The sequence below is a fragment of the Pseudomonas sp. SLFW genome, assembly GCF_009905615.1.
Classification (GTDB): Bacteria; Pseudomonadota; Gammaproteobacteria; order Pseudomonadales; family Pseudomonadaceae; genus Aquipseudomonas; species Aquipseudomonas bambusae.
Genome location: NZ_JAAAKW010000008.1, coordinates 38,886 through 59,084, shown reverse-complemented (window position 1 = coordinate 59,084; position 20,199 = coordinate 38,886). Strand labels below are relative to the sequence as shown.

Annotated in this window: 22 protein-coding genes, 1 pseudogene and 1 riboswitch; of the genes and pseudogenes, 17 read left to right on the top strand and 6 right to left on the bottom strand. The window is 55.3% G+C overall.

Annotated elements, in window-relative coordinates; translation table 11 throughout:
- The first annotated feature begins 140 nt into the window (after positions 1-140).
- Entirely contained in the window at positions 141-1,034 is an 894-nt protein-coding gene (locus tag GVN17_RS15755; RefSeq protein ID WP_166596189.1) for a viroplasmin family protein, read from the top strand.
- A gap of 247 nt (positions 1,035-1,281) precedes the next feature.
- On the opposite strand, the gene GVN17_RS15750 is transcribed toward GVN17_RS15755, so the two are convergent.
- Complete coding sequence (locus GVN17_RS15750; RefSeq protein ID WP_120126783.1) at positions 1,282-2,175, bottom strand: LysR family transcriptional regulator; 894 nt, start codon at positions 2,173-2,175, stop codon at positions 1,282-1,284.
- Positions 2,176-2,310: 135 nt separating this feature from the next.
- Here GVN17_RS15750 and GVN17_RS15745 point away from each other — a divergent pair, with 135 nt between their 5' ends.
- The gene (locus tag GVN17_RS15745) at positions 2,311-3,456 is read left to right on the top strand and encodes a TDT family transporter (protein WP_371928565.1); all 1,146 of its coding nucleotides are present in this window, start codon (positions 2,311-2,313) and stop codon (positions 3,454-3,456) included.
- Positions 3,457-3,459: 3 nt separating this feature from the next.
- On the opposite strand, the gene GVN17_RS15740 is transcribed toward GVN17_RS15745, so the two are convergent.
- The 4 genes from GVN17_RS15740 to GVN17_RS15725 form a co-directional block, all read right to left on the bottom strand.
- A complete protein-coding gene (locus GVN17_RS15740; protein WP_166596187.1) occupies positions 3,460-4,032 on the bottom strand; it encodes a uracil-DNA glycosylase in 573 nt (190 codons plus the stop codon).
- Between the two features lie 108 nt (positions 4,033-4,140).
- Positions 4,141-5,682: an IS66 family transposase gene (locus GVN17_RS15735; protein ID WP_166596186.1), complete on the bottom strand. Its 1,542-nt coding sequence runs from the start codon at positions 5,680-5,682 to the stop codon at positions 4,141-4,143.
- 63 nt (positions 5,683-5,745) lie between these two features.
- Positions 5,746-6,081 (bottom strand): IS66 family insertion sequence element accessory protein TnpB, encoded by a 336-nt coding sequence (tnpB, locus tag GVN17_RS29695; protein WP_166596185.1) that lies wholly within the window; start codon positions 6,079-6,081, stop codon positions 5,746-5,748.
- The gene (locus tag GVN17_RS15725) at positions 6,078-6,398 is read right to left on the bottom strand and encodes a transposase (protein ID WP_166596184.1); all 321 of its coding nucleotides are present in this window, start codon (positions 6,396-6,398) and stop codon (positions 6,078-6,080) included. Before GVN17_RS15725 ends, tnpB begins: the two co-directional genes overlap by 4 nt.
- Positions 6,399-6,503: 105 nt before the next feature.
- On the opposite strand from GVN17_RS15725, the pseudogene GVN17_RS15720 reads away from it, so the two are divergent.
- The 10 genes and pseudogenes from GVN17_RS15720 to GVN17_RS15680 form a co-directional block, all read left to right on the top strand.
- Positions 6,504-6,722: pseudogene (locus GVN17_RS15720) on the top strand (CrcB family protein); the annotation flags it as partial.
- A 10-nt stretch (positions 6,723-6,732) separates the two neighbouring features.
- The gene (locus GVN17_RS15715) at positions 6,733-7,086 is read left to right on the top strand and encodes a DUF190 domain-containing protein (protein WP_166596182.1); all 354 of its coding nucleotides are present in this window, start codon (positions 6,733-6,735) and stop codon (positions 7,084-7,086) included.
- Between the two features lie 97 nt (positions 7,087-7,183).
- Positions 7,184-7,256: riboswitch (Fluoride riboswitch) on the top strand.
- An 81-nt stretch (positions 7,257-7,337) separates the two neighbouring features.
- Entirely contained in the window at positions 7,338-8,684 is a 1,347-nt protein-coding gene (locus GVN17_RS15710; protein WP_166596181.1) for a voltage-gated chloride channel family protein, read from the top strand.
- The gene (locus GVN17_RS15705; protein WP_166596180.1) at positions 8,681-9,046 is read left to right on the top strand and encodes a hypothetical protein; all 366 of its coding nucleotides are present in this window, start codon (positions 8,681-8,683) and stop codon (positions 9,044-9,046) included. The genes GVN17_RS15710 and GVN17_RS15705 overlap by 4 nt, the downstream gene beginning before the upstream one ends.
- An 85-nt stretch (positions 9,047-9,131) precedes the next feature.
- Positions 9,132-9,455: a DUF190 domain-containing protein gene (locus GVN17_RS15700; protein ID WP_120126764.1), complete on the top strand. Its 324-nt coding sequence runs from the start codon at positions 9,132-9,134 to the stop codon at positions 9,453-9,455.
- 38 nt (positions 9,456-9,493) lie between these two features.
- Positions 9,494-9,760 (top strand): hypothetical protein, encoded by a 267-nt coding sequence (locus tag GVN17_RS29820; protein ID WP_120126763.1) that lies wholly within the window; start codon positions 9,494-9,496, stop codon positions 9,758-9,760.
- Between the two features lie 104 nt (positions 9,761-9,864).
- Positions 9,865-10,206 (top strand): hypothetical protein, encoded by a 342-nt coding sequence (locus tag GVN17_RS15695; RefSeq protein ID WP_120126852.1) that lies wholly within the window; start codon positions 9,865-9,867, stop codon positions 10,204-10,206.
- Between the two features lie 72 nt (positions 10,207-10,278).
- Entirely contained in the window at positions 10,279-11,562 is a 1,284-nt protein-coding gene (gene eno / locus GVN17_RS15690; RefSeq protein ID WP_166596179.1) for a phosphopyruvate hydratase, read from the top strand.
- 356 nt (positions 11,563-11,918) lie between these two features.
- On the top strand, positions 11,919-12,449 hold the full coding sequence (gene ppa, locus GVN17_RS15685) for an inorganic diphosphatase (protein ID WP_166596178.1): 531 nt from the start codon (positions 11,919-11,921) through the stop codon (positions 12,447-12,449).
- Between the two features lie 251 nt (positions 12,450-12,700).
- Positions 12,701-12,973, top strand: coding sequence for an EamA family transporter (locus GVN17_RS15680; protein ID WP_371928560.1), 273 nt, complete (start codon positions 12,701-12,703; stop codon positions 12,971-12,973).
- Between the two features lie 350 nt (positions 12,974-13,323).
- Here GVN17_RS15680 and GVN17_RS15675 read toward each other — a convergent pair whose 3' ends face one another.
- Positions 13,324-15,471 carry an AAA family ATPase gene (locus tag GVN17_RS15675; protein ID WP_166596177.1) on the bottom strand — a complete coding sequence of 716 codons (2,148 nt, stop codon included), beginning with the start codon at positions 15,469-15,471 and terminating at the stop codon, positions 13,324-13,326.
- 317 nt (positions 15,472-15,788) lie between these two features.
- Between GVN17_RS15675 and GVN17_RS15670 the strand changes: the two genes are divergently transcribed.
- The 5 genes from GVN17_RS15670 (at position 15,789) to GVN17_RS15650 (ending at position 20,081) form a co-directional block, all read left to right on the top strand.
- On the top strand, positions 15,789-16,850 hold the full coding sequence (locus GVN17_RS15670; protein ID WP_166596176.1) for a tyrosine-type recombinase/integrase: 1,062 nt from the start codon (positions 15,789-15,791) through the stop codon (positions 16,848-16,850).
- 186 nt (positions 16,851-17,036) lie between these two features.
- Entirely contained in the window at positions 17,037-17,249 is a 213-nt protein-coding gene (locus tag GVN17_RS15665) for a hypothetical protein (protein ID WP_020312916.1), read from the top strand.
- A 190-nt stretch (positions 17,250-17,439) separates the two neighbouring features.
- Complete coding sequence (locus tag GVN17_RS15660) at positions 17,440-18,075, top strand: HAD family hydrolase (protein ID WP_166596175.1); 636 nt, start codon at positions 17,440-17,442, stop codon at positions 18,073-18,075.
- Between the two features lie 174 nt (positions 18,076-18,249).
- The gene (locus tag GVN17_RS15655; protein ID WP_166596174.1) at positions 18,250-18,711 is read left to right on the top strand and encodes a hypothetical protein; all 462 of its coding nucleotides are present in this window, start codon (positions 18,250-18,252) and stop codon (positions 18,709-18,711) included.
- A gap of 107 nt (positions 18,712-18,818) precedes the next feature.
- The gene (locus tag GVN17_RS15650) at positions 18,819-20,081 is read left to right on the top strand and encodes a hypothetical protein (protein ID WP_256665244.1); all 1,263 of its coding nucleotides are present in this window, start codon (positions 18,819-18,821) and stop codon (positions 20,079-20,081) included.
- Positions 20,082-20,199: the final 118 nt, after the last annotated feature.

The following is a 20,199-nucleotide window of genomic DNA, read 5'->3' as shown; positions in this document are numbered from 1 at the left end:
CGCCTAATCACCTCTGCCACGTCGATGCGCCCCCCCACAGTTCCCTGAAAGCTCGCACTCCAGGAATGATGGTACGCTGTGACGCTTACTCGACTGTTCGCTTAAACAGGTCGATTAGGTTACTCAGAAGGTTGCACAGGATGGCAAAGAAACCCAAATTCTACGCAGTCGTCCAAGGACGGAAGCTCGGTATTTTCAATGCTTGGGAAGGTGGTGCTCGCTTGTCCATTGAGCGATTTCCGGAGGCTAAGCACCAGTCTTTCGCCACACTCGAACTGGCGGAAGAATGGTACCGCCAACAAAGCCCTACGCCCGGTTCAAACCACTCCCCTGTCCTCCACTTCAGCACTGAAGGCATGGAGAACCGGTCGGCCACTGCTCCCCAACAAGCGGCCTTGGACGGGATCGTTGCTAGGCGATACGTCATCTACCTGATCCTCGATCCCGTGACTGAAGAGCCCTTCTACGTTGGGCTGACGACCGACCTTGAAAGGCGACAGCGCGCGCATCTGGGACGTGCCAAACTCAATACGAAGCGGGCCGCAACCAAAATTGCCGAGATCCTCGGCGCCGGCATGACACCCATTTTCAAAGTTGTAGAATCCTGTGGCTCGGAACAGGACGCGTTGGACGCAGAAACGCGATGGGTCGAGGAATGTACGGCAAGAGGTCACATCGTCTGGAATCGGTGGAAGGAACATCAGGATATCCAGGCTGTTCGATTAAAGCCGAAGCTGGAAATGGATCGGATCGTTGGTGACGGCCCTTTCTTTCTTGGCCCCTATCCGTATAAGTCTCGATTCGAGCTAAAAGAGAGGCTCAGCGCCTTCTTAATCAAGGCCTCATCGGGTGTGATCGAGCATCCCATAGCCATAGAAAAGCTCAAGCTGATCTGGTTAACGACCAGGCATTCGGGGGACGTGAGCGAGTTTCGCATCGTCAGCGGAGCAGTCAGGCATCAGCTCGAAGCAGTACTGGTGTCAGGGAGTACCGTCGACTTTGACTACGGCTCCGTGATAGACCGCCTCCCTTGAGTACCTTGGCACACGCGAGGCTGCAGGCGAGTCCAACCAAAGCCATTCGTTAGCGCTGACGGCTCAAGTGCAGGAGCGACGGCGTACCCGCCCGGTGCATATCTGATTGATCGCCGTTATTTTCAGCGAAGAACGGATTATTCAGGCCCAAGAAATCAGCCATCCGAGCTTTTTCCTCTGCACTTGGCTCGTAAGCGGATGGCGAATACAACTTCCCGTCTGTTGAGGGCGTCACGTGGCCTAGCCGTTATCTCGCGTTGGCCGAGGCAAAGTCCTTGATCACCCTGAAAAAGGCTTCAAGGGAGAGTGAGATGAATTTGTCTCGGTGATAGACCGCGTGTAACTGCCGTTTGTGCTCAGGAATCACGTGATTCAACGAGATCAGTCTGCCTTCTGCGATGAGGTCTCCGACCACCCAATAGGAAAGGCAGCTAATTCCGATACCCGCCGCTACCATCCGCTTTATGGCTTCAGAACTGCCAATCTGCCGAGCATTGCTCAAAGAACCAAGATGCGGTAAGAGCCACTGCTGTACCTCTTCAGCCGTGCCCGATCCCTCTTCGCGCACAAGCCAGCGTGCTTCACGTAGCTCACTGGCAGAAAGCTGCCCTTTATGTGCCAAAGGGTCATCTGCCGCTGCGACAATGATCAACTCGTCTTCACACCAGGGCTGCACGGCCAGAGTGGGCTGGTGGCTGGGCCCTTCGACCAGGCCAACGTCAATTGACAGTTGTGCCGCCTGCCGGGTGATCTCTGCACTGTTGCCCAGGATGACATCGATCTGTGTCCCGCCGGCACGCTCGGCCATGTGTTGCATAAGCAGCGGCATAATGTAGTTGCCAATCGTCGTGCTGCAACCTACTCGCAGCCGCGCGACCACGTCTGTCCGAAAACCACCCTCGATCTCCAGCGCTGCTTCGATCAGGCGGATAGCCTTGGGCAGAAGTGTCTGGCCATTTTCGTTCAGCACCAAGCGTTTGCCGACGCGGTCGAAGAGTTGAATATCCAAAGCACCTTCAAGTTCATGGAGTGCCGCGCTGGTCGCTGACTGCGACAGGGCAAGGGCTGCACTGGCTTGTGTGGTTGAACCTAGTTGGGCGATAGCGCGGAAGATGTCGAGTTGCCGAAGTGTGAGCTTCACTTTCTTACCTTAAAAATGGGTATGCCATATCCAAAATATCCGTTTTTCCAGATAAGTGCATGCCGCTATTCTGAACCTATCACCGCATCGTAATCATTCGGAGGCTTTATGCGCGAGATCAGCCTTACCAAGATCATGCAGGGCGGCCAGCCGCTCGCGGCGCTTTCCAATCCCAAAGAGGCGATTCGGCAGTTCACGCCTAATTGGTTTGCCGCCACGATGGGCACCGGCATTCTGGCCTTGGCCCTGGGGCAGTTGCCGGGTCACAGTACGCTGCTTGCAAGTGTTGGGGAGGCCCTTTGGCTGTTCAATATCCTGCTGTTCACCGTCTTCACCTTGATGTACGCCGCCCGCTGGGTGTTCTTCTTCGATGAAGCTAAACAGATCTTCGGGCATTCCACGGTTTCGATGTTTTTCGGCACGATACCGATGGGGCTGGCAACGATCATCAACGGCCTGGTTCAGTACGGCCTCCCAAACTGGGGAGACGGTGTGATACCCCTGGCTCATGCGCTCTGGTGGTGCGACGTCGCCATGGCAATGGCGTGTGGGGTGCTGATCCCTTTTATGATGTTTACCCGGCAGGAGCACAGCATCGACCAGATGACCGCCGTATGGCTACTTCCGGTGGTAGCAGCGGAAGTGGCAGCCGCCAGCGGCGGTACAATTGCAACGCATCTGGCCGATACCAGCGCTCAGTTCACGATGCTGATCACCAGCTACGTCTTGTGGGCCTACTCGGTTCCGGTGGCCTTAAGCATTTTGGTTATTCTGGTACTGCGTCTGGTACTTCATAAGTTGCCCCATGAGAGCATGGCGGCGTCGTCTTGGTTATCGCTGGGGCCGATTGGCACGGGTGCGCTGGGCATGTTGGTCATTGGCAGCGATGCACCAGCAATCTTCGCCGCCCACGGCATGCCAGGCATCGGCTTGGTGGCCGGGGGTATAGGGGTGGTATCGGGCGTCCTGTTCTGGGGGCTAGGCTTGTGGTGGATGCTGTTGGCGCTATTGATCACCGCGCGTTATACCAAGGGCGGCATACCCTTCAATCTTGGCTGGTGGGGCTTCACCTTCCCGCTGGGGGTATATGCGGTGACCACGCTGAAGCTCGGCGCGACGCTGAATTTGGCCTTTTTCGATGTGCTGGGCGTTATCCTAGTGATGATGTTGGCCATCATGTGGCTGGTGGTTGCGACCAAAACCGCCGCCGGTGCATACCGTGGCAATCTGTTTGTATCGCCCTGTATCGCGTCACTGAACGCTAAGCGCGCCGGTCGCTAACGATCAGACAGTTGCCACCTGCGCCGCTCGGGTCAGCGTGGCGACAATGTCTTTAGCGACATCGGGATGCTGACACACCGAAAGTGGGCTCGGGTGGGGCATAGCGAGCAGCCTTACCGCAGGGCGATGAAGCTCGATTTCGGGTGCCGCTCTCTGCGCCACACGCCCAGCCAAGACCACGACGCGTAAACACGGGAGCAAATCCATTACCTCTTTCAGCAGTGTGACGCCCTCTGTGATTTTCGAGCGTGTGATCGCTTCGGCAGGGCTGTCCAGATCCGGCAGCCATGGATAGAGATTCCACAAAATGCTCTGCTCACGCGCGAGACACGTCTGTTCGAGGAAGCGCTTCAGGTTTCGCTGGGAGGGCCCTGTGTTGTCGCGGGAAACGAAGCGTGGCCATGAGCAGTCTCTGGCGGGAGACTCCAGCAATATCAGAACAGACGCATCGACTCCACCATCCAGTGGGTCGAAGTAAGGCAGTTTTCTACCGAAGCAGCGCCTTTCCACCCATGTGTTCAGTGCACGCACGTGCGGGGAATATAGAAGTTTTTGGCGTATCTCAGAGATGTTCACGACATAGTCCTTTTCAAGGCTCGTTGCAGACCATCCAAGCCTTCCTAAACGCTATAGAGGCATGTGGTGAGTCGCGGCCAATGATACCTCCCCTCTTTATCTAGAAGGTCAAACTGCCTTGGGCTGCTGCCAGTGGAACGGCAGCAACTTATTAACTTCACTGGCCTTCTGTGTCGGCAACCGAGTAAGTACATCTTTGAGATACGCATACGGATCATGCCCGTTCATGCGTGCCGATTGGATCAGGCTCATGATCGCCGCCGCCCGTTTTCCACTGCGCAGCGATCCGGCGAAGAGCCAGTTTGACCTCCCGAGCGCCCATGGCCTGATCTGGTTCTCCACGGCGTTGTTGTCGATGGGCACGGCTCCGTTATCCAGGTAGCGCGTCAGCGCTACCCAGCGTCTCAGGCTGTAATCCAGCGCCTTGGCTGTAGCCGAACCCTCGGGCACAAGACCACGCTGAGCCAACATCCATTCGTGCAGTTTCACTGCGATGGGAACCGCCATTTCCTGCCGCAATTGCCTACGATCTTCGTCGCTCATGTCCTTGGCCTGTCGTTCGACTTCATACAAGCCGCCGATGGAGTGCAGCGCCTGTTCGGCCAACTGGCTTTTGTTCGCCACATGCAGGTCGAAAAACTTGCGCCGGGCGTGTGTCATGCAACCGATTTCGGTAATGCCTTGTTCGAAGCCGGCTTTGTAGCCTGCGAAGTCATCGCACACCAGTTTGCCGTTCCAAGTGCCCAGGAAATTGCGCGCATGTTCGCCAGCACGGCTGGGGCTGAAGTCGTAGACCACAGCCTTTAGTGCAGAGAACGGCGTGGTGCAGTAGGCCCAGACGTACGCTCGGTGCGTCTTCTTTTCGCCCGGTGCCAACATCTGCACCGGTGTTTCATCGGCATGGACGACTCGCTGGGACAGCACGGCTTCACGCAGCGCGTCGACCAGCGGCTGGAGCCGCACGCCGGTTTGTCCTACCCACTGGGCCAAGGTCGAGCGAGCAATTTCCAATCCGGCGCGGCCAAAGATTTTCTCCTGCCGGTACAGCGGCAAGTGATCGGCAAATTTGGCCACCATGACGTGGGCCAGCAAGCCTGCGGTCGGGATACCTTTGTCGATAATCTGCGCCGGCACCGGCGCCTGGATCAGTGTTTCGCACTGACGGCAGGCCCACTTGCCACGCACATGTTGCTCGACGGTAAAAATGCCCGGCGTGTAATCCAGCTTCTCGCTAACGTCTTCGCCGATGCGTTGAAGTTGGCAGCCACAGGCGCACTGGGTGTTTTCTGGTGCGTGACGAATCACGGTGCGTGGAAACTGCGGTGGCAATGGCGCACGTTTCGGGGATTGCCGTGGCTCGGTCTGTGGCGCAGTTGGAAGGAGCTGTTTCAGCTCTGCCTCGATAGCTTCAAGGTCTGTATCGAGCAGGTCATCCAGCAAGCTGCCCTGCGCCGGGATTTGCTCGCTGCGCTTGGCAAACTTGTGGCGTTTAAGAAGGGCGATTTCGTAGGTCAGCTGCTCGATGATGGTTTCATCGTTCTGGATCTTTCTGCTCTTCGCCTCGACTTGGGGCTGTAATTGCAACGCCTGTGCCGCCAAGGCACGAAGCTGTTCCGTGGTCATCTGGTCGAGGTCGGGCGAGAAAGTCATTCCGCCGATTATGCCAGAGCAGGCACGAAACGACGACAAGCAGACCGGCCAAATGGCCGGCGGTTAGAGCACCCTGATCACACCGCCAGAGCCGACCCGCTGCCAAGGCAGGCCCAATACCAACGCCTGAAGTTGTTCGCTTTCGAGTTCGACTTCACAGCCATGGCGAATGCCGGGCCAGTGAAACTTGCCTTGATTCAGGCGCCGCGCGGCAAGCCAGACGCCCACGCCATCGTGCACCAGTACTTTCATCCGGTTAGCCCGACGATTGGCGAACAGATAAGCGCAGTGCGGCTTTGCCGCACCGAAGACCGCGATCACCCGGGCTAATGCGGTTTCGGTTCCGGCGCGCATGTCCATGGGCTCGGTGGCCAGCCAGATCGGATCGATGCGGATCATTGAGCGACAGCCCGAATAAATTGCGCGCAGCCCTCAGGATCTGAGGCTGGCCATTTAACGGTGATCAATTGCCCGGCCACGGGCAACTCAATGATCACTGACGCTTCGGCTGGCCGTTTAGGGGCGGCCTTCAGCGGGACTAATGCTGGCAGCGAGGTTGTTGCGGGCTGGCCCTGGTAGAGCGGCATCCATTTTCGGATGACATTGGCATTGATGCCGTGGCTGATGGCGACACTCGACACGGTTGCCCCAGGTTGCAGGCATTCCTGAACGACTTGGGCTTTGAACGGTTTCGGATAAGAGCTTCGTTGGCGCATGGAAATCCTGGCGATAAGGGTGATCGCGTCCGCTAAAATACGCGGACACCATCACCCTTAAAGCTGGAGTTCGGAAGGTGAGTTCGCCGGACGCTTACGTTCTTCGCCTCAAATCCATCAATCAGCCAGGAGTGGCTTCTGCTGATCATGACTGGCTTTTGCGGTGGCCTTACCACGTTCTCCACGTTTTCCGCAGAAACTCTGACGCTGATTCAGGAGGGTCGAATGGTCTGGGCGCTGGGAGCGATCAGCGTCCATGTCATAGGCTCTTTGGTCATGACTGCGCTCGGACTGCTGACTTATCAAATTCTAAGCTCAAACTGAGGTGCTGATCATGAAAGGCTTTCTCGTCGTTTTTTTCACTCAACAGAATCGTCGCTACCAAGGAAAAATGCTGGGGGATTGGGTGGTAGATCTAGCGAAGGATCTGGGCTTGCGAGGCGCGACGCTTTCCACGGGTATCGAGGGGTTCGGCCACACGGGAAAGCTACATTCTGCGCATTTTTTCGAGATGGCCGATGAGCCTGTAGAGATCCAGCTTGCCATAACAGAAGAAGAGTCTGATCGCCTCTTTCAAAGGCTGGAGCATGAACCGATCAGCCTGTTCTATATCAAAACACCGATTGAGATAGGCTTTGTCGGTCGAGGTGATGATTCAGATCAACCTACGCCTGCTGTAGATGTGTAATGAGGGGAGTCGATGCCGTCGTGTGGGACTACCGGCTTTTCTAGTACGTGCTCCCCCTGCAACACAATTTTACATTTGGGCGACAGCTAGCTAAGATCGCCGCATTGGAGATGGCATTCCTCCATTAACCAACCGCTGCGCCCGTAGCAGCTGATGATGCCTACAGAAACCTGATCAAACCAGGTCTGTAGGCGCTCGCGCTCAGAATCCCTTCTTTGGTCAGGCCCACTTACTTTTTTGTGGCTGGCCAAATGTCTAAACTCCGACGACCTGAACAACTCGATTTACTGCCCTACATCGCTAAATGGCTTGCGCTTGCAGGTCTGGTTGCTCTGTTGGCAGGCTCCGCCTCAGCGTTCTTCCTGTTTTCTCTGGATCATGCCACTCAGTGGCGTGAAACCCATCCTTGGGTAATCTGGCTACTGCCCGTTGCAGGCTTTGCGGTAGGCCTGGCGTATCACCTGATGGGTAAACCGGTCGATGCCGGCAATAACCTGATCATCGACGAGATCCACGACCCCAAGAAAATTGTCCCGCTGCGCATGGTGCCGATGGTGCTCATCGGCACCGTGGTTTCCCACCTGTTCGGCGCATCGGTGGGACGTGAAGGTACAGCGGTGCAGATGGGCGGCGCGCTTGCCGATCAATTGACGCATGTCCTACGGCTGCGTCGGGAAGACCGCCGAGTGATTCTCATGGCCGGCATCAGCGCGGGCTTTGCGTCTGTCTTCGGCACCCCACTCGCCGGGGCGTTGTTCGGGCTTGAAGTGTTGGCCATCGGTCGCATGCGTTATGACGCGCTGTTCCCTTGTGTGGTCGCGGCAATCGTCGCCGATCAGGTGGGGCAAGCCTGGGGCGTTGTTCATACGCATTACGTCATCGGCGAAGTGGTTCCGGTGCAGCTGTGGAGCGTCATGGCGGTGGTGGCAGCAGGGATTATCTTTGGCCTCACGGGCCTGCTGTTCGCCACGGCCACCCATAAGCTCGGTGCGTTCGTTAAACGGCTTATTATTTACTCACCGTTAAGACCCTTCGCTGGCGGCCTGCTGATCGCAGTCGCAGTGTGGGCGCTCGGCAGTAACCCTTACATCGACGTCGACAAGTACATCGGGCTGGGCATTCCGAGCATTGTTCAATCCTTTCAAATGCCGGTGGCACCCTGGGACTGGTTTGGGAAGATGGTGTTCACCGTTGTGTCGCTGGGCAGTGGTTTCAAAGGCGGCGAAGTCACACCGCTGTTCTACATCGGCGCCACGTTAGGGAATGCGTTAGCGCCCCTGTTGCATCTTCCCTTCGCGATGTTGGCGGGTATCGGTTTTGTCGCCGTGTTTGCGGGTGCGGCGAATACGCCGCTGGCAACCATTGTCATGGCCATGGAGCTGTTCGGGCCTGAGATTGCGCCGCTCGCGGCCATCGCCTGTATCGCCAGCTACCTCGTGTCCGGACATACCGGGATCTATCACGCCCAGCGGGTGGGGCACAGCAAGCATCACCGCGCTCTGCCGGAAGAAATCCGCCTCTCCGATATCAAGCAATTTCATGATCAACGTGAGTCCGCCAGCGAGCGCAAAGAAACTCTCGTGAGGGAAGAGAAATGATCGAACATCGTCAAGATCGACTGATAGCTTTGCAAGTCTATTTTCCCGGCGCCAGTCGGGCTCGGGTTACACAGTTCTGGCATCACCTGAGTGCGCCCGCGCTTGCCCAACACCTTCTTAAAGTCGCCCAAAAAGCCAGGATCGAGCAAGTCATGCTCAAGCCGATTTCGGCAGGGTATCTGCCAGGCCAGCGCCTCTCACATCATCACCCGGAGCTTGGCGATATGCGCCATCCCCAGTGCCTGGAGCTACTGGATACAGAGGACAAGCTGCGCGCCTTTTTGCGCGATCACGCTGACGAATTACGCAAGGTACGGGCCGTTCTCCTCTTGTGCGAGTTACCGCTCAGTGACGCGTCGTGACTCATCTTGAAGATCCAGCTCGTAGATGAGGCTGTATGGCCGACCCAAATCTCGGTCGCTTTCACCACCTTATGAGGATGCTGCCATGACCGGCTTTCAACTGACGTTTTTCACTGAACAAAGCACCCAATACCAGCACCTTCCACTTGGAGAATGGCTGGTCGACTTCGCCAAGCGGCAGGGTGTTCTCGGTGCAACGCTGGTAAGCGGTACAGAGGGATTGGATCATCTGGGACATTTGCATACCGCTCATTTTCTTAGCGGTGCCGATCATCCCGTCATGGTGACGATATCCACTGATGAGCCCGGATGCGACAGGTTGCTGGAGGCATTGGCCAGGGAGTCGATTTCTCTCGGCTATCTCAAATTGCCCATTGAATACGGTCGAGTAGGTCAGACGGAAAACTAAAACACCGCGTTGGGCAGCTAATACAAAGGATAAACCCCATGTACCGAGTTTATAACTTGCGTCCACAACCTCAAGCTGCTGGCTGGGCTCGCGACAATAGATCGCTCCTCTTGGGGCTGATTTTTGGGTCACTTTTTCTGGCAGGGATGGCGGGCAGCCAACGGGTATCCAGCGAGGGCTGGTACATCGTGACTTCGCTCGAAGGCGCCATGGTCACGCTGCGTATGCCGAGTGAGAGAGCTTGCAAGGCCGACCTGTCTCACACCTGTGTGCCGGGCTACGCGCTCCGAGCACAGCGGCAGTGAGCGTGATGAGTAGGGGGTCGGTGGGCAGTCCAACAGATGAAACTTCAATGGAAGGCTCACAGATTTCCGCTCATCCAAATCACTTGAAAGAATTGGGAGACCCCATGGGTGCAGTGATGCTTTGCATCGTATTCGGTCTTGTCATGGGCAAGTTGCTCACAGGATCAGTTTTTGAATTTGCCACGCTTTTCATCGTGAGCCTCGGAGTGTCTCTGTTCACCTTTAATCAGTTAAAGCAAAGGCGGATCAGGTTCAAGGCGCAGGCTGGCTACTGCTGCTCCGTAATGGTCGCGTCAGATCAAATGCTTGAGCTTTTCCAGATGGGTAAGGCAGGTCAGTTCATGCCCCTCTTGGGCGAGATTCCCGAGCTGATTATCGGAGGTTTCTTGGTTCCGGCAATCGCGGTGATAGCGATCCAGTTGCTCAGAATACTGATGGAGAGCTGATGTCCGCCTCAGAGGCCTCCAACTTACTAATGCCGCCAATTACGATCCTGAATCGTTCCTTGGAGATGAACTATGAACACCCGTATCCAAGATATTCATGCACGCGAAATCCTCGATTCACGCGGTAATCCTACCGTTGAGGTCGATGTCACCCTTGAGAGCGGAGCGCTGGGCCGGGCATCAGTGCCATCCGGTGCGTCTACAGGCGCTCACGAAGCTGTAGAACTGCGCGATAACGATTCCCATCGATACTCAGGGAAAGGAGTGCTCAAGGCCGTTCATAACGTAAATACCGAAATCCTCGCCGCTCTCAGAGGCTTTGATTCAGCTGATCAAGAACAGATTGATCATTTGATGATTAAGCTGGACGGAACCGCTGATAAATCCAGACTCGGAGGAAACGCCATCCTGGGCGTCAGCCTGGCCGTTGCCAGGGCAGCCGCTTCTGCCATGAACCTGCCGTTGTTCCAGTATCTAGGAGGCGACCAGGCCGCGAGAATGCCCGTGCCGATGTTCAATATCCTCAATGGCGGAGTGCATGCCAATTGGCAAGGGCCTGACTTTCAGGAATTCATGATTGCACCTACAGGCGCAGCCAGCTTCAGGGAAGCCTTGCAATGGGGCGCTGAGGTTTATCACGAACTGAAAGCGGTGCTTAAGGATGCCGGTTACTCAACGGCGGTCGGAGATGAGGGTGGTTTCGCACCGGCTCTCAAGAAAAACTCAGATGCCGTCGAACTGATCATTCAAGCCATCGAAAGGGCCGGTTACAAGCCGGGATCTCAGATCGAAATCGCTATCGATCCGGCATCCAGCGGTTTCTATGAACACGGTCTTTACCATCTGCGTTCGGAAAGTCGCGAGGTCGATGCCCAAGAGCTGATTAGCCTCTATTCCTCATGGATCGACAAGTACCCGATTGCGGTACTGGAAGATGGACTCGCGGAAGACGATTGGTCGGGCTGGAAGCTATTGAATGATTCGCTCGGTAACCGGATCGAGTTGGTTGGAGACGACCTGTTTGTCACCAACGTCGAACGGATTCAGCAAGGCATCACAGAAAACGTAGCCAATGCCGTACTGATCAAACCCAATCAAATCGGAACCCTGACAGAGACCAAAGCCGCCATTGAAATGGCCTACGGGGCAAATTGGGGGGCAATGGTTTCTCATCGCAGCGGGGAGACCGTGGACAGCTTCATCGCTGATCTGACGGTGGCCATGGGTACTGGCCATCTCAAGACAGGCGCTCCATGCCGGGGGGAGCGGGTCGAGAAATACAATCAGTTCCTACGAATTGAAGAGCAGCTAGGAGGCCGTGCCATTTATGCCGGCCATGACGCGTTTGTGCGGTGACACCCTCCTTTCTGATACCAACCTTTGCGTAACGAGAGCGACGTAATGACCCCGCCAGAAATGTTATTAGCCTGGAGCAGAAGATGGAGATTTCAAGGTGGCATTGTCATCTGTAAAAGCTGTGCGGCGCAGCAGCATGAGACATCGTGCGATCAACCATTCGCGCACAGGCCTGGCTGTGATTACGTCAGTTCGCGACTCTCGCAGCCGTGGTCTGACCTGAATGCGATCATAAAATTGCTCGGCCCTTAACCGTCGAGCCTGACAGATTGGTCAGCGTAAAACATCGACTCACGTGTGTCCGTTGGCAAAACGTCAGCGGTCTTGGCCCTTCCAGAAAACCTAGAGGTATGAGCATGAGCTACACGGACATCCCCGCTGGCAACGCCATCCCCGATGACTTCTTCACCGTCATCGAGATTCCTGCAAATCACTCGCCGATCAAGTACGAGGTGGACAAGCCAAGCGGACAGATCTTTGTTGATCGCTTCCTCAGCACGCCGATGTTCTATCCGGCCAACTATGGATTCATTCCCAATACATTGAGCGATGACGGCGATCCTCTGGACGTTCTGGTGATTTGCCCTTACCCGGTGTCACCGGGCGTCGTCATTCGAAGTAGGCCAGTGGGTGTGATGTACATGACGGACGAAGCTGGAGCGGATGCCAAGGTGATTGCAGTGCCTCATGACAAGCTGAGCGCTATGTACAGCGACGTGAAAGAGTGCTCAGACCTCCCCGCGCTACTACTCGCTCAGATACAGCATTTCTTCGAGAACTACAAAACACTGGAGCCGGGGAAGTGGGTAAAGATGGGCCGTTGGGGGAGCGCTGATGAGGCGCGGGAGGAGATTCGCAAGTCGGTCGCCGCGTATTCCCCCGGATAGATTTTCGCCAGCTTTGATGCCGAGAGTAGCACTGAGAGCCGCGTGATTTTGGCTGGTCTCTCAGCGCTGCAAGCGTCCGAAATAAAGGTCAGTACACGGATGGAAAAATGGATGGCGTATGCCTTCGTCTCAATGTTTTTTGCTGGGTTCACATCTGTCATCGCCAAGATGGGCCTTGCAGGTATTTCGGGGGAACTCGGCCTGACCGTTCGTACGTCGTTTGTATGTGCCTTCGTGCTGGCGTTCGCGGTGTGGGTCGTTCCTACACAGATGTGGCCAACATCACGAGCAGGAATTTGACTTGGCTAGGACTGTCGGGCGTCACCACGGCGTTGTCATGGATTTTCTACTACAAAGCCCTAAAAGCAGGGGATGTCGCCACCGTTGCACTGATTGATAAGGGTAGCGTCATCGTTGCTATGTTGCTTGCCGGTCTGGTGCTTCGAGAGATCATCACGTTGCGCATGATCACAGGTGCAGGCCTCATCGTCGCTGGACTGCTTGTCATCGCCAAAAAGCCCTAAGCGCTCAAGCGTTGCCCGTTTAGCAAGCTCGCTACCTGCGTGCTCATCCTGCGCACGATTTCAAACGGTAGCGCAAATCAAATCTACTACGAAGGGTAAGAACTAAAATTCCGGGCACTGAGAGGCACGGATCGCTCCTCCATGGGCGGATCTACCTTGGCTCATAGGAATATGCCGTTTTACCCTCCACTCGTTATGCCAGTTCGCGCCAATATCTCGGATGACCAACTGCATCCAGAAAAACAAGCTCGCAGGACACATAGCACATCCAGATTCCCGAGGTCAGGAACTGAATGTTTAATTACATGGACTCCTCAGAGCCTGTGTACTCACGAATGGGAGTCAGTTGCTTATCCGACCGCTCCCATCATCTTGTCATAGTGCTCCTCAAACCCTGTCCTCACGAACACCTGCCTGAACCGCTCCACGTAGTGAGCCGGCTCAATCTCACCAAAATCCGTGAGGTTGACCGCATCGGCGTGAGACTCACGATTAACGTATCGATACAGGGCCTTAAAATCTGCATCCTCATCGGCCAACGCCACGAGCGCCTCCTGAAGCACGTCCTGGCGGTGCACAAATGTGAAGTAGTACTCCAGGATATTCCGCATCATGTTTGGAATGACGGTCGCAGAGGTACGCCCTGCCTGGGCATCCTTGATGGCCTGCCAGAATGATTGGTAGTCATTCTGTACGTCAGTGGCCTTCATGGGCGTGATGACGCTGTGTGCAGCCTTGGTGATCCGGAACAACGAGAACTCGTCCGATTTTTTGAGGTGCTTGAGCATCTCGTGAAAGAAGAACAGGTTGTGCGTCAGGATGAAGACCTGCTTGAAGCGCTCTTTCGGGCTGAGAACTCGCCGGTGAATCATGGAGGCGATGTCGTAAATGTAGTTATGAGAAAGGCTTGATATGGGATCGTCGATGACGATGATTCGCTCGCTTTTCAGCTTGGAACCGTTTTCATCGAGCTCGCCGTTACAGACCTCAAGAAAATAGAGGAAGGAGATCAACGTCTTCTCACCCTCGCTGAGCGTCTTGAACACGCCGGCCTGCTGTTCAGGCCTTTGCAGCTTGTAACGAGGAAGCTCACCCTCCTCTCTGACAACCAGAAAGCCCTTGAGCCCCAGCACAGCCAACGACGTGTTGATGCTGTCGATGGACTGGTCGATGTTCGTGATCTTGGCTCTGCTCAGAGCAATGGCATCCCGGTGAACCTGAGCCTTTATGCGGATCTCGTCAGCCAGCTTTCGCTTCTCCTCCTTTTTAACACCAAGCTCGCTGTGTACCTTTCTCGCGGACGTGATGACCGTGTCGCAGCTCGCCCGAAAGCAGTTCCAGAAACGCGTTTTGATGTTCTCCAGGTGGGTTTTCTTGTCTTTTACCTTGAGGTTGAAGGCATCAATCTTCTGCTGATCTTCCGCGATCAAGGCGTTGATTTCGCTGAGCAGAGCCTCGGTCGACTCCAGTGTGATAACCATGGATGGACTCGCCAATTTGGCAGCCAGCTCTTGAATGTTTTGGGTGAATAATGCGTCCAACCTTGCCAGAAGTGCCTGGTACTCAGGAGCCCGATACTCCGCACGCTGGGACTGGCCTCTCAATCGAGCGACACCGCCGTCGTATCGGTTTTTCAGAGCTTTCAGCTGAGAGACCCGCTGCTCGTAGGTTTTGTCGAACACCTTCCGGATTTCATCGTAGAAACCAGCTGGCAGGGCTTGCTGGCAAAACGGACACTGCTCCCGTTCGTGAAACTCAAGGGCATGCTTGACCCAGTCCGAGTTACCCAGATCAGTAATCAACGCGGAAAGGTACGAGTCGCCGGATCCGGAAATGACTTCGGAGAGCAGGGGGCTGGCTTCCACCTCGCTTTCTGCAAATCGGAGAGTAGGTATCGCAGGGAGCTCGGTATCTCCCGCAGACTGCAACTGCTCCGCCTCAGTTGCCAAAGCAGTGAAATCCTCACCCGATGTCACAAGCGCAATATCACGTAGCTTGTCGCCGAGGCGCTCTTTGGTATTGGGCCCAACGAGGCAATACCGGAGAGGGCCGGTTTCGAAAGGTTTTTTGAGGGCCCATAGCTGATCCAGCATGTCCGCTTTGTTGGCTTTCTGAGAGTCGCCAAAAGCGTTCCCTGCCGCCACCTCGGCCTGATGTTCAGTCAACACCTGTTTGAGGGCCAGCTCGGCAGCCTCCAGCTCTTTCTCTGCCTCGATATTGCCTTCATTGAGCGTGAAGATGCCGGCCTGCGAACTGGCCTGGAAGTTGGCCTCCATAAAGGTATGGTTGTACACCAACACCTCACGTTCCGCTGAAGCAGGCTGAGTCTGGCATTGGTGATACAGCAAATCAGCAGGGTCTTGGAGGTAGTTCCCAATGGTGGTTTTGCCCGTGCCATTGTGCCCATAGAACATGTTCACTTTCGTGAGTGGGCCGACCTGGGAGTTGAGCTCAGGCGAGTAGCTCGATACGCCGCGCAGTATGAGATTCTTGATCACGTCGCTGTCCTTAGCTACCAGAAACTAACACGTCCGTATCCTATTACTGACACGCCCCAGAGGAAAGACCGCTTTCCTGGCCTCACGCCAAAGCCACTACTGCAAGTAAATGCCTCCCCGTTGCCACAGCATCAGCGCAGTGTCAGATCGGGAGGTTGATGGAGCTTTAGCAGCGTGATACCGTCGAGCTTCGATTTATCTGAATCGAGCGGTCGGTCAGCAAAGCCTTTGCGCATCAGGTGTTTCTCCCTTCTTTTCGCACGCACTTCGACGATAGTCAGCGGAAAGCCGACACCCTGACGTATTGGAGAATTGCCATGCGTGTTCCGATCTATGCCCAAGATTTGCTGCCCAATGCAGCCTTCAAGAAGCTCGCCAAAAGCCTCAAAAACAGGTGGCCAGTCCAGTCCTCGATCCAGCAAACGCTAGCCAACGAAATCCTGTCTAAAGGCTTGGGGTATCTGGACTATTATGAGCTCAGAAGTTCGTCTTTAAACTGCCCTCCTGAAACGCCGACACCCTCTGAAAGCGACGCGCGCGCCGGGATAGTGGCTGCACTTGCTTCTGCTCTCCAATCCGCCAATGAGAAATCCGTCACTCTTAGCGGCCTGGAAGCTTTCGTAGAAACGCTTCCGTTGACAGCCTTGACCGCCTTCAAAATGGCGGCTTCAAGCGCCACATCATCGCTAACCACCAAGCCGTTAACGCTCGACCCGACACCAGGTCAAGTCTGCCCAGTGAATCTTACCTGCCCAGCAAAGACAACTCCGATGTACACCGCTCCAATGATAAGAACGGAAATCCCTACCCCTTTCGGGCGCCCGGAGAACTCGATTAGCCAGAAGGAGATTGAGGCACTCAGGCAGGTTGTCAAACGCACAAGTAGTCTGCGCGACCAGAGTATTTTTCTTCTGTTGGAGTCAGGGCTGCGAGCAAATGACATCCTCAGCAGTCAGGTACCCCCTGTCCGCAATTTTGAACCCAGCTCGTACCAGTTCAAGATTTTGAATAGCAAAAGTCGACCAGTCGTAGCGAGAGCAGACGCGATTGGGAAATACATCGACTCAGCGGGACTAGCTCCGGGGGATTACCTGTTTCCGTCTAAAGAGGATCCCGCGACACCAATGTCTGCCCATGAGCTCTTGCAGATTTTTCGCTCGTGGCAAAAGGATGCTCAACTCGCGCCCCCGCAGCGCAGCCCACGAAGTCTGAGAAACGCGGCCATCCTCAAGTCAGTGACCGAAGGCTCTGCGCCCTCTTCACCTGAGCAGATCGCAACGCGGATGGGGCACCGTTACCAGTACACGACAGAGCATTATACGGTTCTGAGTGACACTGATCCTGCGAGCGCCCGCAGCGAGAAAACGCAAAAAAAATAACGAAATTCTTAGGCCACGACTGCATCTGATCACATGGGCCCAGCCCCGGTGCCCAGATGGCTAATGACCCCGCAGGGCGTCTCACATAACGCCCTTTTTCCAATGCGGCGGTACCCAAGTCACATGCCAAAGCCCAAGAGGTAGAAAAGACCTTTGGGGCCCTCACAGCGCGCAGGAGAACAAACCATGAAAGTTCAGGCAAGTCAGTTTGTAACAACTACTAATGACCGCGTGCTGACCGATGACGGCCAGCAAGGGATGCGTGGCGAGCAGGGTATCGGTTCCTCAACAGAGCGACAGCAAGGTCACGTCGCTGCAGCGATCTACGCAATGTGCGGCCAGTTGGATAATCGCCAACTGGATGAGATCATCGAATGGGTTAATCTCTTCAAGAAGTAATCGAAAGCTAAAACAACAACACCACCCCCCCCGCATAGGCCCCAGCCGTTGTGCCAAGATAGCCGTTGACCCCGCTGGGCGCCTCGCAGAAAGCACCTAATCCAGCGCGGCGCCCACCAGCTATGCCTGATCCAAGGTATCCTGCCAGCATCGCGGGGTGGTTGGCCCTGCCTTCGACACAAGCGTCCCGATGCCCATCAAATTCATTCTCTTCGACGCCTTCGGCACCCTGCTCCAGATCCCGAAAGGCCGGCACCCCTATCGCCAAATCCTCAAGGAAGGCATCCGCCAAGGCCGCAGGCCCAAACCGGATGACTTACGTCACATCCTCACCCGCAATTTGAGCCTCACTGATGCGGCAGAGCTTTTTGGAATCAAAATCCATCCTGCCCACATGGCTGATATCCAGGGCGACCTTGAAGCAGACCTCAGTGTTATCGAAGCATTCGATGATGGCCTTCGTGCCGTAGAAAGGCTGCAGGCTGAGGGCACCAAGGTAGCGGTCGCGTCTAACTTGGCCGCGTCCTACGCGGAACCTGTTCGATGCCTTTACCCCAGGGTAGATGCTTACGGCTTTAGCTTCGCACTAGGGGCAATGAAGCCTGAGCCTTTCTTTTACAGGGGCACGTGTGAGCTCTTGGGAGCAGATACCAGCTGTTACGTTGAAAGCGAGAATGTGATCATGATCGGTGACTCTGAGAAATGTGACCGAGATGGCCCTAATGCGTTAGGGATACAGGGGTTCCTTTTGAATCGGCAGGGGGGAAATGACTTCAGCGACCTCACCGAATTCAGCAATAGAGTTTTGAGCCGTAATCATTTGTGAAAGCGGCTTGAGCTCCTCCACTCTGACCTGTCTTCCAAGTCAACATCCACCAAAAGGCTGTGCGATTGGGGGGGTTACCAACTACATCGGGTTCAGTTGCACGGAATCGGCTGAAGGATGAAAACTGAATGGGCCCGAGCGTTGTGCTCATAGCACCACCGATCAGGAGTATCCATGCCCCGTTTCCGCCGTGTCCTAACTTGGCTGTTCGCCTATCCTCCAACCAACAAGGCACTGTTTGCCATCGCCACATGGCCGGTGCTGTTCGCAATTGCCTGCTGGCAGACCCCTCAAATTGCTGAATTCTTGAGCTCGTACGGGCTTGAGGTAAGCATGCTTCAGGTGTTCCAAGCAGGCCTTGGTGCCTATGCCATCCTGTTAGCGAATCATCGAGCGCTCAATCGTCGCCACTTCAAGCGGAACCAAGTCCACATCGATCGACATCGCCGATTAGTCAGCGTTGAACGGGGTATGGTGGAGGCTGGTCTGACTGACACGCCTGCCTACACAGCGGTGACTAACGAAAAGGTTCAGTTATGCAAGCGGTTAGGATTCTTGGCAGACGCTGATAATTTCTATCGTAAGCTGCGAAGTCTGATCCAAGTATTCCAATGGCTGCGCAATAAGCTCAAGTAAGCTTGAGCAGGCCGAGAGGGGCGTGCGCGATGCGCTCCTCTACGTACGACCGGTGGCACAGGCAACCATCGAATTTGATGAATTCGAATTTCCGTACAAGGATCACGATGATGCGACCGCTAAAGGAGCAGGCAAAGACCAAGCTTTGGCTCAGTCAGTTTGATCACCGGCCCGGCGACCGCCAGGTGGCCGAGAAGCTGCTCAACTCAATCAACTATTGCCCTCTTGACGAATTCAAAACCAGCCTGACGACGCTGATCGAGCGGGTGCTTCCTGCGACGGAAACCTCAGGTCTATTCATCGAGCGCGCATTGCAAAAAACGAAAGCCAAGCTTCCACCCGCCATCTACAAAGAGCGCCGAACCTACAACCCCAAATCAAAGAAGAGACATATGAGGGCGTATGGCGCGGCGATGCAAGCCGTCCAGTCGCTGACCTACTCGACTCAGGACGTAGGCAGCGAGGGTCTCGTAACCCTCTTGGCGAACACGCTTTGCCGTTCAAACCCTGCTCGCTTTCTGCTTCAACCTGCGGCGGACAAGGTCAGAAACTCAAACGTCTGTAATTTCGTCATTTTGACTGATTTCATTGGCAGTGGTGACCGGGCTTATCGGATGCTTGATTCCATGTGGCGTGTGGCATCGATTAGAAGCTGGTACTCAGGAAACTTCATCAAGTTTTGGGTGATTGCCTACAGCGGAACCTCCGATGGCATCCAACGTGTCCGGAGTCACAGATTCGAGCCCCTCGTTCGGGTCGTGACCGAGTGCCCTACCCTCTTCAATAGCTTCGATGAAGACCTGGATGAGATGGTCGAACTATGTGAGGAATATGGAGCTCACAGCAAGCACCCGTTGGGTTGGAAAGAAACGGGAGCTCTGCTGGCCTTCGAGCATGGTGCACCTAACAACATGCCGGCAATTTTCGTGTCGGAAAAGAATAGAGGCTCAAGAAAGTGGGCTCCGCTCTTCCCTAAGCGCGTGACAGACATTCTCTGGCAGTCCACTGAAGTCAACATGACCAGCACAACGATCAGTGCATTGGGTCGGCTCAATCTCTCTGAAATATCGGGCTCACCCCGATTCAAACGCGCCACTGATCAAAACAAATCCGCAATCATCCTTTTGCTTGCTCACTCACTGGGCAAGCGACGGCTTGCTGAGCTGCGTCAAGTCCTTCCAGTTTCTCTGGACTCAATCCTCGGTGCAAGACAGCGTGCAGTAACCCGAGGCTGGATCACTGAAACGGGGGCATTGACGCTAGCAGGACATAAGGTAATCCGGCTGTTGCGCCGGGAAGGGCGGAAATTTCTTGTAGCCCCCGAGCCAGGCACTTCGTATTATCCGCAGCAACTGAGGGCTCCGCAGTAGCGGAATCTAGCATCCCGCACGTTGTGCGGGCGTTAAGGGAGCAAACTATGCTTGCCGTCGAACGATCTCACGCTTCCAGGAGGTATAAGCCTTCTCAGGCTCGCTATCGAAGTCTTGC